The following is a 13,008-nucleotide window of genomic DNA, read 5'->3' on the forward strand; positions in this document are numbered from 1 at the left end:
CAAGGATAATTACGGAGCCTTGGGTATGGAGCCGGATCGCACCCCCGCTACAGCACGTCGTTCGACCGCCCGTAGCCCTCGAGCAGCCGCAGCCAGACCTCGCTGATCGTGGGGTACGCGGGCACCGCGTGCCAGAGGCGCTCGAGCGGTACCTCGCCGACCACGGCGATGGTGGCCGACTGCAGCAGCTCCTGCACGTCAGGGCCGACGAATGTGACGCCCACGATGACGCCGCGGCTTTCGTCGACGACCATGCGGGCGGTGCCGCGATAACCGTCGCGGTGCACACTCGCGCCCGCCACACCGCCGATCTCGATGTCGACGACGCGAGTCGTGAGGCCCGCGCGCTCGGCAGCGGCTGCGGTGAGACCGACCGAGGCGACGGGCGGATCCGTGAAGGTAACCTGCGGCACCGCCGCGTGATCAGCGGTCGCCACGTGGCGCCCCCACGGCTCGTCGCGCAGATCCGTGCCGTTCGCGCGCGCCGCGATCGCGTCTCCGGCGGCGCGCGCCTGGTACTTGCCCTGGTGCGTGAGCAGGGCCCGGTGGTTGACGTCGCCGACGGCGTACAGCCAGTCGCCGTCGAAGTGGGCGCTGCTCGTGCCCGCGACGCGCATGGTGTCGTCGACGTCGAGCCACGCGCCGGGCTCGAGCCCGAGCTGATCGAGGCCGATATCGCCGGTGCGGGGCACGCGGCCGGTGGCGACCAGGATCTCGTCGGCGTCGACCACGTCGCCGCCGTCCGTGGTGACGTGCACGATGCCGTCGGCGTCACGCGACACCGAGGTGGGCGAGACGCCGAGGCGCACTTCGACCCCAAGCTCGCGAAGCGCGTCGCCGACGAGTTCGCCCGCGAATGGCTCTTGCCCCGAGAGCAGGCCGCTGCGCACGAGCAGGGTGACCTGCGCGCCGAGGGTGGCGAAGGCGGTCGCGAGTTCGGCGGCCACTACACCGCCCCCGACGATAGCGAGGCGACGCGGCACCTGCTCGACGGCGGTGGCTTCGCGGTTCGTCCAGGGCTGCGCCTCGGCGAGGCCCGGAATGTCGGGGAGCAGCGCGGCCGACCCGGTCGCCACGACCACCGCGTGCCGCGCCTGCAGCACGGTCTCGATGCCATCGCTGGCGGTCACGGTGACTTCACGTTCGCCCGAGATGACGCCGTGCCCGCGCACGAGGTCGATGCCCGCACCGTCGAGCCAGCGCACCTGGCCAGAGTCGTCCCAGTTGCTGGTGAACGAGTCTCGTCGCCGCAGCACCGCCGCGGCGTCGACCGCTCCCGTCACGGCCTGGCGAGCGCCGTCGACGCCCTGAGCGGCGCGCACCGCTTCGCCGGCGCGTAGCAGCGCCTTTGACGGCATGCACGCCCAGTACGAGCACTCGCCGCCGACGAGCTCTGACTCGACGATCACCACGCTGAGCCCGCCCTGCACGGCGCGATCGGCGACGTTCTCGCCGACGGGGCCCGCTCCGATCACGATGACATCGAACTGCTGCGGCATAGTGCTCCCCTCGAACGGGCGATCGCGCGTGCGCTGGGTGCGCGGGCGCTGACCGCCGATAGGCCGGAGTCTATCGACGGTCGCGGCGATCCGGCACCCATTGTGCGGTGTTACCGTGGAGGGGTGCAGTACGCAGAATCAGCGGCCCTCGGGCGTCAGGAGGTCGGCGGCGGTTCTTCCGCCCTCGGCGCCTGACGCGAACCCAGGCCCAGATTCATCACGTACGAAAGGGCATCATCATGCTCGCACTCACCGCACCCGTCATCCGATCAAGCTTTATCAACGCGTCTCGCAAAGAGTCGACCGTCGCGGGGCTGCCCGACGATCTCGACACCCGTGATTGGTCGCAGTTCGACTACCTCGGCTGGCACGACCCCAAGTTCGCCAAACGCGCCTACGTCGTGCTGCCTGCCTTCGATGGCGCCCCGACCGGCATCATGCTGCGACAGGCCGACGCCTCGCCGCAGCGACGCCAGATCTGCGAATGGTGCCGCGATACGCGCCTCATCAACGAGGTCGTGTTCTTCGCCGCGCGCCGCGCGGGGGAGTCAGGCCGTCGCGGTAACACCGTCGGCACCCTGATCTGCCAGAACTTCCAGTGCTCCTGGAATGTGCGCACCGACCCGCCGCTGCCCTACGATGGCTTCGACATGGCCGTTGAGCGTCAGCGGCGCATCGAGCACCTGCAGCATCGCGTCGCGAGCTTCGCCGACATGCTCGTCACCGGGCGGTAGCGCACGCGCGTCGGCGCGGTCTAGCGTGGAGACATGCGCGCGATCACCATCACGGACGACCATCGGCTCGAACTCGTGGATATCCCCGAGCCCGTACCGGGCGAGGGCGAGATTCTCATCGATGTCGTGTCGGCCGGGGTGAACCGCGCCGACGTGGCGCAGGCAGCTGGCGTCTACCCGCCACCACCCGGTGCCTCGGAGCTCCCCGGGCTTGAGGTCTCCGGGCATCGGCGCGACACCGGCGCACCCGTCGTCGCGCTGCTCGCGGGCGGCGGGTACGCCGAGGTCGTCGCGGTGCCCGAGGTGCAGGTGGTTCCCGCGCCCGTCGGGCTCTCGCTCGCCGATGCAGGCGGCATCATCGAGGTCGCCGCGACGGTGGTGTCGAATCTGGTGCTCGAGGCCGGGTTGCGCACCGAGCCCGCAGGGGGTGACGGGGGAGCGGCGCCGGATCCGCAGACCGTACTCATCCACGGCGGCACGGGCGGCATCGGTGCGTTCGCCATCCAGTTCGCGCACGCCCTCGGCGCCCGGGTGCTCACCACCGTCGGATCCGACAACGCCGTCGCGCGCGTTCGCGAACTCGGCGCCGATCTCGCCTGGAACCGGCACACCACCGACGTCGTCTCCGCCGCGCGCGAAGCGGGAGGCGCCGACATCGTGCTGGATGTCGTCGGTGGCCCCGCGCTCAACGACAACGTGAGAATGCTGCGTGAGTTCGGGCGTCTCGTGATCATCGGCACGCTCGGCGGGGCGACCGGGGAGCTCGACGTTGGCGCGCTGATGGCGAAACGCGTACACCTCATCGGTACGACCGTGCGCTCGCGCGCCCCGCACGACAAGCAGCGGATTCTCGACCGCACGCGCGAACTCGTCTGGCCGATGCTCGAGCGCGGGCAGATTCGGATGCCGGTACAGACCCGGTTGCCGCTCGCTCGAGCGTCTGAGGCGCACGATCTGCTACGCGCCGGCGGGCACTTCGGCAAGGTGATCCTCGATGTCGCCGAGTGAGCCGGGCGCGACGAGCGGAGCATCTGAACCCGAACTGCTCGTGTTCGCCGATGCTGATGCCTGGCGCGCGTGGCTCGAAGCGGTGGAGCACGAGCACGACGGCGGCTGGGTGGTGCTCGCGAAAAAGGGGACGACGACGCCGACCTCGTTGAGCTATCAAGACGCCCTCGAGATTGCGCTCTGCAGTGGGTGGATCGACGGCCAGAAACGCGCGCACGACGCGGCCACGTTTCTGCAGCGGTTCACCCCCAGGCGGGCGCGATCGATCTGGTCGCAGCGCAACGTCGAGATCGTTGCTCGCCTGGAAGCTGCCGGGATGATGCGCGAGCGCGGACGCCGGGAGGTCGAGCGCGCTCAGGCCGATGGTCGCTGGGAGCGGGCCTACGCCGGATCGGCAGACATGCAGGAGCCCGACGAACTGACCGCCGCGCTCGCCGCAGACCCAGCTGCGCGCAGTGCCTTCGACGCGTTGAGCCGCAGTGCGCGATACAGCGCGCTGCACCCGATCGTCACCGCAGTGCGCGCGGAGACGCGCACGCGCCGCGTCGCCGCGCTGGTGGAGCAGCTGCGGCAGGCGTAGGCGCCCGCCGCAACCACGGGGTTACTGCACCGACCACCCGCCGTCGGAGGCGAGCACCGCGCCATTGATGTTGACGGCGTCGTCGGAGAGCAGGAACGTGATCGACGCCGCGAGATGCTCGGCCGTCGCGACCGTCGGGATCGCCTGTTGGAACGGAGCGAGTCGTGCTGAACCTGATTCCGACATGTGGGGCGGCATCGGGATGCCCGTCGCCACCCCGCCGGGAGCCACGGAGTTCACGCGGATGCCCTTCGGGCCGTACATGAATGCCGCGGAGCGGGTGACGCCGACGATGCCGTGCTTGCTCGCCGTGTAGGCGTTGCCCGATGCATTGCCGCGCAGCGCGGCTTCGCTCGACACGTTGAGGATGGCTCCGCACCCGGCGCGCTCCATCGCGGGGAGCACCGCGCGCATGAGCTTGAACGGTGCGGTCAGATTAATCGCGATGACGCGATCCCACACCGCGTCAGTCGTCTCGCCGGCGGGGGAGAAGTCGTCGTTGATCCCCGCGATGTTCGCGAGCGCATCGATGCGGTCGCCGGCAGCGGCGATCACGTGGTCGATCGCGTCTTGCTGCGTCAGATCGCCGGCAATAACGGTGATGTCGGCATCGGCATGCTCGGCGCGGAACGCCTCCAGCTTCTCTGCGGCAATGTCGCACGCGATCACCCGGCCGCCCTCGCGTGCGATGCGGGATGCGGTCGCGCGGCCGATGCCCGAGGCGGCCCCGGTCACGATCACGGTCTTGCCGCTGAAGCGCTCGGGGGTGATGCGCTCGGCCCAACCGCTCGGTGCGGCATCGTCGGGGATCTCGCCACCGTTCGCGGCGCGCACGAGGTCGTCGACCACCGACTGCGGCATCGCGCCCTGGCTCAGCACGACCAGCTGCTGCAGTGGGAGGCCGAGCACCGGCGTCAGGCTGTCGGGGTCTGTACCGGACTGTGCGAGCAAGCCGCGCACGAGGTCGCCGCCGGTCGGGTCTGCGAGCCAGTCGCCGATCGAGGATTGTGCGGTGAGGGCCATGAGATCTCCATTCGTCGAATTCCGGAGTGGGTTCCCGTGCTAAAGCAGTTATAACGCAACGGTGCGTCCACTTATGTAGCACGATACACCCCGATACCCTGAAGCCGTGCCGAGAACCCGAAGTGAAACCGCCCGACGCTCAGTGCTCGCATCGACGCGCGCCGCGCTCGCCGCAGACGGGTACGCGGCGCTCACCATCGAGGGGCTCGCCGCCGAAGCTGGGGTCTCGAAGCAGACGATCTATCGCTGGTGGCCCTCAAAAGCCGCCATTCTGGCCGAAGCGTTGCTCGACGATGCGGCGCCCGACTTCGTGCAGGGCGCGTTCGGCGCGGCGCTTCCCGTTGACGATTCAGCTGGCGATCTGGCCGAGCAGCTTGCCACGTGGTTGCGCACCTCCGCTGAGCATCTCGCCACCCCCGAAGGTCTCGGCGTCGCACGCGCGCTCATCGCGGTCACCGCGACCGACCCCGAGGTCGGGGCCGCGCTCAACGCTCGCCTGGCGGCTCCGATTCGAGACTGGATGGGGGAGCGACTCGCCAAGGCGACGGCCCACGGCTCAGTGCGCGGCAACGTCGATGCGACGTTGCTCGCAGATCACCTCATCGCGATGACGTCGTACGCCGCTCTCACCGGCCTGCCGCTCGACACGACGCGGGTGCGCGCAACGGTCGACCTGGTGATGCGCGGGATCGCCGCGCCCCGCGCGAACTAGCCGTTGTCGGCCGCACATGTTCTTGGGGGGAATGCGGACGTGTGACGAGCGGTCACGCTATTCCGCTAGCCCACCCCGCCGCTTACGATAGGTCGCATGGGGAAAAATCGAGGACGATGGGGAGCCCTGGCCGCGGTGCCGGTGCTGTTGCTGAGCGGGCTGATCGTGGGGGCGGCGCCCGCTGCGGCCGAAACCACGAGCCGCTGGGCCGAGTGGGCCGACCTGACCGGTACGGGCGGCAACTACCAGACCACGGTGCAGATCGCCGATTCGCCCGCCCTCACCGCGCAGGTGCGGTCGGATTCACGCGCGGGGCAGGTCGGTGTCATTTCGGGCGCGAGCACCTGGCTCTCTGCGGGAACCGAGGTGGGGCAGAAATACGGCGACAGTCGCGACCAGCAGTACCTCAACCTCCGCCCGAAAGTCGATACTCCATCGGGCGCTTCGACCACGACCTACACGTTCTCGAAGCCCACGCCCACCGCCAACTGGACGTTCGTGCTCGGTGACATCGATGCAGATCTGGTGAAGATCCGCGCCATCGGCCCGAATGGCGTTGCGCTGAACGCGACGCAGCTCGGATTCAATGGCGGATTCAACTATTGCGCGCCCGGTCTTCCAGGCAAGCCGTCGTGCACGGGCGACGCAACCGACGTGCCGAACTGGGACCCGTCGACGCTCACGCTCACCGGCAACGACGCCGCCGCTGACACTTCCGGGGCAGCGGCATGGTTCGAACCCTCCGCGCCGATCAGCTCGCTGACCTTCACGTTCCAGCGCCGCGCGGGTTTCCCGGTGTACCAGACCTGGTTCGCCTCGCTCGCTCGTGATGTGTCGGGCACGGTGACCGACGCCGGCGGCGATGGCAGTGGGGTCGTCGTGACGCTCACGGATGCGAACGGTACGGAGGTCGGTACCGCAACTACTGGCATCGGTGGCACCTACGAGTTCCCGGGCGTGCAGGCGAGCGACGGGTACGTCATCCGCGCGAAGGCGCCCGCGGGCAAGATTATCGAGGGGGCGACCAGTCGGTCGGTTGACCTCAGCGACACCGACGCGGTCGAAGACTTCTCGATGCGCGACATCGTTCCCGTTGCGGTGGCGGGCGTGGTGGAGGATGCGGACGGAAACCCGATTCCGGGAGCCACGGTGACGCTTGACGATGGTGCGGGTAGCGTGGTGACCGCCACCACCGGCGCAGACGGCACCTACCTCTTCGACTCCGTCGGCACCGGCACGTGGACTCCCGCAGTTACGCTGCCCGAAGGCTTTGTGAATCCGTCGACGCAGCCGCCGTTCACTATTGACGGAACCTCGGAAGATCCCATTGAAAACGTCGACTTCACCGGCGAGCGTGTGACGTATCAAACGATCTCGGGATCGGTCTCGACGCCGGGCGGGCCTGCCGCTGGAGTGACGGTGACCGCCGTCGGGCCTGACGGCACGCTGACCGCGGTCACAGATGCAGATGGCCGGTACGTGTTTCCCGGCTTGCTGCCGGGCGAGTACGTCATCACGGCCGAAGGCGACGGCACCTCGCAGACTGTCGACGTCGTCGACACGAACGTGACGGACATCGATTTCGAGATCGTGAAAGTCGGCGCTGTCAGGGGCACGGTGACCTCTGGCGGCGAACCGGTTCCCCAGGTGATGGTGAAGCTCAGTGGCGACCTTTCGTTCCTCACCGGCAGTGACGAAGACGGCTCGTTCACGTTCGGCGACATTCCACCGGGAACCTACGAGATGACCATCGAGGTGCCTGAGGGGTACACGCTCGACGGGCCCGCTACCCGCACCGTGGTGATCGATGGCTCGGGTGCGCTTGTCGCCGATCAAGACTTCTTATTGATCGCTGTGGCGGCAGCGGATGCTCAGGCGGATGCCGACAGCGGAAGCGCTGCACAGGGCACCGCAACTGCGTCGGCGCGGGCAAATGCTGCGGCCGATGCGACGGCAGGCGGTTCCGCCGATACCGGCGCGGGGAGCGCTGGGGCTCAGGCGACTGCGGGGACGCAGGGCGAGCGCCCTGGCGCCGGCAATCGTGACCTCGCGAACACGGGCACCGACTTCGCCCCGATGCTCGGCACCGGCGGAGTGCTGCTCGCGATCGGCGCCGTCGTGCTGCTCGTCGCGCGTCGACGCAAGGGCACACCGAGCGCGTAATTCGGGGAGACTGCTCAGTCGCGCACGCGGTGGGTCGGGAATGCGTTCCCGACCCACCGCGTTTGCGTTGCAGGAGTCGGCGACGATACGCTGACTCCAAACGAATGTTTGGAGAATGATGTCAGCCGCGCCCACCCCTGAACCCGCTGCACCGATGCCGGCGATGCCGCACGTGCCGCTCGCGATTCGCATGCTGCTGACGTGGACCGCGATCCTGCCGCTCGTGCTGCTGGTGCGCTTCGCGCTTGCTCCCCTCGTCGCCTCGTGGCCCGACGTGCTCGGCTTCGCGCTCACCGTCACCATCGTGGTGCCGATCGCGGTGGGCTTCGCCGTGCCGATGCTGACGCGCGGGTACCACGCGATGCGTCGTCGCTCGCGCTGATCAAATACTGACGGAGGGGAGCCCTGAGGGGTTGTCTCTCCGCAGATCGTCAGCGATGCGTGAGCTTCCTGGCGATCGCCGTATGGATTCCGCGAGGACCATCGCCCAGCACGTCGCACCGGTGTTCGATCGGAAGTGAGCCCGACAGTCGGGTTCACGGCCGAGGGGCCGGAACGACTCTCAGGGGGAACCCGTGCTGGATGTGGTCGCCGTTTGCGGCGTGATCGCGGTCTTCGCGCTCATCGGACTGGTGGGACGGGCGGTGGAGCGCCTGTGATCGTCTTCGACATCGCTGCCATCGTGCTGGCGCTGGGCGCGCTCGTCGTGCTCGTGGTCGCGCTCGTGTGCCCGGAGCGTTTCTGATGGTCGCTCTGCAGGCCGTCGCGGCCCTCGCCACCGTCGCGCTCATTCTTGTGGTGACGCATCGCCCGCTCGGCGACTACCTCGCCTGGGTGTATACCTCCCGGAAAGACTGGCGCGCCGAGCGCCTCGTCTATCGACTCATCGGGGTCGACGGCGGCGCCGAACAGCACTGGCGCGCCTACCTGCGTGGCGTGCTCGTGTTCTCGGCCGTGGGGGTGCTGCTCGTCTACGCGCTGCAGCGCCTGCAGCCGCTCTTGCCGGCGGCACTCGGGCTGCCCGCGCCGTCGCCCGATCTCGCGTTCAACACGGCCGCATCGTTCGTGGGCAACACGAACTGGCAGTCGTACTCGCCCGAACTGACCCTCGGGTACACGGTGCAATTCGCGGGGCTCGCGGTGCAGAACTTCGTCTCGGCCGCGGTCGGCATGGCCGTCGCCATCGCACTCGTGCGCGGATTCGCGGCCCGGCGATCCGGCACCATCGGCAATTTCTGGGTCGACCTCACCCGAGGCACGACCCGCGTGCTGCTGCCGATCGCTGCGGTCTCGGCCATCGTGCTCGTGATCGGCGGAGTGGTGCAGAACTTCAACGGGTTCGTCGACGTCACGACGCTCACCGGTGCGACTCAGCAGCTGCCCGGAGGCCCGGTCGCGTCGCAGGAGGCGATCAAACTGCTCGGCACGAACGGCGGCGGGTTCTTCAATGCGAACTCCGCTCACCCCTTCGAGAACCCGACCGCCTGGACGAACCTGTTCGAGACCGTGCTGATGCTGCTCATTCCGTTCGCCCTGTCGCGCACCTTCGGGCGCATGGTGGGAGACACCCGTCAGGGCACCGCGATCGCCGCCGTGATGGCGCTGCTGTTCGTCGGGTCGTTCGTGATGCTCACCGCCCTCGAGAGCGCAGGGCGCGGCACCGCGCCGCAGCTCGCCGGGGGCTCGCTCGAAGGCAAGGAGTGGCGATTCGGGCTCGTCGGTTCGACGCTGTTCGCGACGACGAGCACGGGCACCTCGACGGGGGCGGTGAACTCCATGCACGACTCTTACACCGCGCTCGGCGGCATGCTGCCGCTCGTCAATATGATGCTCGGCGAGATCTCGCCCGGCGGGGTCGGCTCGGGGCTCTACGCGATCCTCGTGCTCGCCATCATCGCCGTGTTCATCGCCGGCCTGCTCATCGGCCGCACCCCCGAATACCTCGGCAAGAAGCTCGGCGCGCGCGAGATCACGCTCGCCGCGCTGTACATCTTGGTCACGCCGACGCTCGTGCTCACCGGCACCGCGCTCAGCTTCGCGCTCCCCGGCATTCGCGAGAGCGTCATCGGCACCTCGATCTGGAACCCCGGCGTGCACGGCCTCACCGAAGTGCTCTACGCCTTTACCTCGGCGGCGAATAACAACGGCTCGGCCTTCGCCGGGCTCACCGCGAACACCCCGTGGTTGAACGTGGCCCTCGGCACGGTGATCTTGCTCGGCCGGTTTGTACCCATGGTGTTCGTGCTCGCCCTGGCGGGCGCGCTCGCAGCGCAGGATCGGGTGCCCGCCACCGCGGGCACCCTGCCGACGCACCGTCCCCTCTTCGTCGGAATGCTCACCGCCGTCACGGTGCTCGTCACCGCGCTCACCTTCTTTCCCGTTCTCGCGCTGGGTCCCCTGGCGGAAGGGCTGATGTAACCATGACCGCCACACTCGAACCCGCCACGACGGCGGCCGAACCATCTCGCGCCCGCCGCGGCACCGCCCTTTCGTGGGCGCAGTTGCGCGCCGCACTGCCCGGCGCCTTCCGCAAGCTCGACCCGCGTCGCCAGTGGCACACGCCGGTGATGGGTATCGTCTGGCTCGGCGCGGCATTCACCACCGTGCTCGCCATCGCAGAGCCCTGGCTCGGCGGGCCGGAAAGCTCGGGCGGCACCCCGGTGCCCGTCACGTTCACCGCCGGAATCGCGTTCTGGCTCTGGGCGACCGTGCTCTTCGCAAACCTCGCGGAGTCGGTCGCCGAGGGCCGCGGCAAGGCCCAGGCCGACACCCTGCGAGCGACGCGCACGCAGACCACCGCGCACCGACTCGTCGCATACGATTCGCGGAGTGACGCCGCAGCCGAGCGTGCCGCGGTCGATGACGCGCCCTCCGCGGAGCTCAGAGTCGGAGACCACGTCGTCGTCAGCGCCGGCGAGCTCGTTCCGGGCGACGGCGACATCGTGTGGGGAATCGCCTCGGTCGACGAGTCGGCGATCACCGGCGAATCGGCCCCCGTCGTGCGCGAGTCGGGCGGCGACCGCTCGGCCGTCACCGGCGGCACCCGCGTGCTCTCCGACCGCATCGTCGTGCGCATCACCGCCAAGCCCGGGGAGTCGTTCGTCGATCGCATGATCGCGCTCGTCGAGGGCGCCGCGCGCCAGAAGACCCCGAACGAGATCGCCCTGAGCATCCTGCTCGCGAGCCTGTCGATCATCTTCCTCGTCGTCGTGCTCACCATCAACCCGATCGCGTCGTACGCCGCCGCGCCTGTCAGCCTGACCGTGCTCGTCGCACTGCTCGTGTGCCTGATCCCGACCACGATCGGGGCGCTGCTCAGCGCGATCGGCATCGCCGGGATGGATCGGCTCGTGCAGCGCAACGTGCTCGCGATGTCGGGCCGGGCGGTCGAGGCGGCCGGCGACGTCACGACGCTGCTGCTCGACAAGACCGGCACCATCACCTACGGCAATCGCCGGGCCACGGCCTTCCACCGGCTCGACGGCGTCTCGGAGTCGCAACTCGCGACGGCCGCCGCCCTCGCCTCACTCGCCGACCCGACCCCCGAGGGCGTGTCGATCGTCGCGCTCGCCACCGAGCTTGCTACGGAGCAGGGCGCCGGCGAGCCGGGCGTCACGTTCGCATCGCACCCCGAAGGCGAGATCGTGCCGTTCACGGCACAAACGCGCATGTCCGGGATCGACCTGGCCTCGGGCGAGCGCATCCGCAAGGGTGCGGCGTCGGCCGTGCTGCAGTGGGTCGAATCGTGCGGGGCGGCGGTCGCGCCCGTGGTGCGCGCCGACCTCGACGCTCGGGTCGCAGAGGTCTCGGAGAGCGGCGGCACCCCGCTCGTCGTGGCCGTCGCCGAGAAATCAGGCGCCGCACGGGTGCTCGGCGTCGTGCAGCTGGCCGACGTCGTGAAGGCGGGTCTCCCCGAGAAGTTCACCGAGCTGCGGGCCATGGGGATCCGGACCGTCATGATCACCGGTGACAACCCCGTCACCGCCGCCGCGATCGCCCGTGAGGCCGGCGTCGACGACGTGCTCGCCGAGGCGACGCCCGAAGACAAACTCGCGTACATTCGGCGCGAGCAGGCGGGCGGCAGCCTCGTCGCGATGACGGGCGACGGCACGAACGACGCCCCGGCGCTCGCGCAGGCCGACGTCGGCGTCGCGATGAACTCGGGCACATCTGCGGCCAAGGAGGCGGGCAACATGGTCGACCTCGACTCCGACCCGTCGAAGCTCATCGACATCGTGCGCGTCGGCAAGCAGCTGCTCATCACGCGCGGCGCGCTCACCACGTTTTCGATCGCGAACGACGTCGCGAAGTACTTCGCCATCATTCCCGCGATGTTCATGGGCGTCTTTCCGCAGCTCGCGGCGCTCAACCTCATGGGCCTGCACTCGCCGGCGTCTGCGGTGCTCTCCGCGGTGGTGTTCAACGCGATCGTGATCGTGTGCCTCATTCCGCTCGCCCTGCGCGGCGTGCGGTTCCGGGCCGGGTCGGCCTCGCAGACGCTGGGCCGCAACCTCGCCATCTACGGGCTCGGCGGCCTCGTCGCCCCGTTCGTGGGCATCTGGATCATCGACCAGGCCGTGCGCCTGATCCCCGGGTTCTGACCCCGGCCCGCCTCGAACTGGAGAACACTATGTCACTGCACCGCACACCCCGCCCGGCCACCGGCACCACACTCCGCACCATCGGCGTCGGCGTCCGCGCGATGCTGCTCGCCACGCTCGTGCTGGGGGTCGGCTACACGTTCGTCATCACCGGCATCGCCCAGGTGATCGCGCCCGCACAGGCGAACGGTTCCCGGGTCTCCGATGCCACCGGCGCCGTGGTCGGGTCGGCGCTCATCGGCCAGTCGTTCACCGATGCCGACGGTGCACCGCTCGCCGCGTACTTCCAACCGCGCCCCTCAGCCGCGGGCGACGGCTACGACGCGGCGGCCTCCTCGGGCTCGAATCTCGGGCCCGAGCACCCCGACCTGATCGCGCAGATCGCCGAGCGCCGAGCGCAGATCGCGGCGTTCAACGGGGTCCCCGAGTCATCGGTTCCCACCGATGCCGTGACCGCCTCAGGGTCGGGGCTCGACCCCCACGTCAGCCCGGCGTACACCGACCTCCAAGTGCGCCGCGTGGCGGAGGCGCGCGGCGTCGACAGCGAGCGGGTGCGCGAACTCGTCCACGCGCACACGCACGGCCCCGACCTCGGATACCTCGGCGAGGCCCGAGTGAATATCCTGGAACTCAACCTGGCGCTCGATGCCGCATTCGGCAAGGCGCCCCGGGCGGCGGAGGAGTGAGG

12 protein-coding genes are annotated in these 13,008 nt (G+C 69.4%); 10 read left to right on the forward strand and 2 right to left on the reverse strand.

Features of this window, described 5'->3' with window-relative positions; all coding sequences use genetic code 11:
* Positions 1-47: 47 nt before the first annotated feature.
* Positions 48-1,499, reverse strand: coding sequence for a dihydrolipoyl dehydrogenase family protein (locus CH42_RS03185; protein WP_053351771.1), 1,452 nt, complete (start codon positions 1,497-1,499; stop codon positions 48-50).
* A gap of 239 nt (positions 1,500-1,738) precedes the next feature.
* Between CH42_RS03185 and CH42_RS03190 the strand changes: the two genes are divergently transcribed.
* The 3 genes from CH42_RS03190 to CH42_RS03200 are packed head-to-tail and all read left to right on the forward strand — an operon-like array spanning position 1,739 to position 3,821.
* Positions 1,739-2,233 carry an FBP domain-containing protein gene (locus tag CH42_RS03190; RefSeq protein ID WP_053351772.1) on the forward strand — a complete coding sequence of 165 codons (495 nt, stop codon included), beginning with the start codon at positions 1,739-1,741 and terminating at the stop codon, positions 2,231-2,233.
* Between the two features lie 33 nt (positions 2,234-2,266).
* Positions 2,267-3,241: an NAD(P)H-quinone oxidoreductase gene (locus CH42_RS03195; RefSeq protein WP_053351773.1), complete on the forward strand. Its 975-nt coding sequence runs from the start codon at positions 2,267-2,269 to the stop codon at positions 3,239-3,241.
* Positions 3,228-3,821 (forward strand): YdeI/OmpD-associated family protein, encoded by a 594-nt coding sequence (locus CH42_RS03200; RefSeq protein WP_053351774.1) that lies wholly within the window; start codon positions 3,228-3,230, stop codon positions 3,819-3,821. The genes CH42_RS03195 and CH42_RS03200 overlap by 14 nt, the downstream gene beginning before the upstream one ends.
* A gap of 21 nt (positions 3,822-3,842) precedes the next feature.
* Here CH42_RS03200 and CH42_RS03205 read toward each other — a convergent pair whose 3' ends face one another.
* On the reverse strand, positions 3,843-4,844 hold the full coding sequence (locus CH42_RS03205; protein ID WP_053351775.1) for an SDR family NAD(P)-dependent oxidoreductase: 1,002 nt from the start codon (positions 4,842-4,844) through the stop codon (positions 3,843-3,845).
* A 106-nt stretch (positions 4,845-4,950) separates the two neighbouring features.
* On the opposite strand from CH42_RS03205, the gene CH42_RS03210 reads away from it, so the two are divergent.
* The 7 genes from CH42_RS03210 (at position 4,951) to kdpC (ending at position 13,006) form a co-directional block, all read left to right on the forward strand.
* The gene (locus CH42_RS03210; RefSeq protein ID WP_239683931.1) at positions 4,951-5,556 is read left to right on the forward strand and encodes a TetR/AcrR family transcriptional regulator; all 606 of its coding nucleotides are present in this window, start codon (positions 4,951-4,953) and stop codon (positions 5,554-5,556) included.
* A gap of 96 nt (positions 5,557-5,652) precedes the next feature.
* Complete coding sequence (locus CH42_RS03215; protein ID WP_082309269.1) at positions 5,653-7,719, forward strand: carboxypeptidase-like regulatory domain-containing protein; 2,067 nt, start codon at positions 5,653-5,655, stop codon at positions 7,717-7,719.
* A 118-nt stretch (positions 7,720-7,837) separates the two neighbouring features.
* Positions 7,838-8,101: a hypothetical protein gene (locus CH42_RS03220; protein ID WP_156322454.1), complete on the forward strand. Its 264-nt coding sequence runs from the start codon at positions 7,838-7,840 to the stop codon at positions 8,099-8,101.
* A 273-nt stretch (positions 8,102-8,374) separates the two neighbouring features.
* Positions 8,375-8,464 carry a hypothetical protein gene (locus tag CH42_RS03225; RefSeq protein WP_053351779.1) on the forward strand — a complete coding sequence of 30 codons (90 nt, stop codon included), beginning with the start codon at positions 8,375-8,377 and terminating at the stop codon, positions 8,462-8,464.
* Positions 8,464-10,137, forward strand: coding sequence for a potassium-transporting ATPase subunit KdpA (kdpA, locus tag CH42_RS03230; RefSeq protein WP_053351780.1), 1,674 nt, complete (start codon positions 8,464-8,466; stop codon positions 10,135-10,137). Before CH42_RS03225 ends, kdpA begins: the two co-directional genes overlap by 1 nt.
* Before the next feature lie 2 nt (positions 10,138-10,139).
* The gene (gene kdpB, locus CH42_RS03235; protein ID WP_053351781.1) at positions 10,140-12,320 is read left to right on the forward strand and encodes a potassium-transporting ATPase subunit KdpB; all 2,181 of its coding nucleotides are present in this window, start codon (positions 10,140-10,142) and stop codon (positions 12,318-12,320) included.
* Between the two features lie 29 nt (positions 12,321-12,349).
* The gene (kdpC, locus tag CH42_RS03240) at positions 12,350-13,006 is read left to right on the forward strand and encodes a potassium-transporting ATPase subunit KdpC (RefSeq protein WP_053351782.1); all 657 of its coding nucleotides are present in this window, start codon (positions 12,350-12,352) and stop codon (positions 13,004-13,006) included.
* The last annotated feature ends 2 nt before the right edge of the window (positions 13,007-13,008 follow it).

This window comes from Leucobacter musarum subsp. musarum, from assembly GCF_001273845.1.
GTDB classification, from domain to species: domain Bacteria; phylum Actinomycetota; class Actinomycetes; order Actinomycetales; family Microbacteriaceae; genus Leucobacter; species Leucobacter musarum.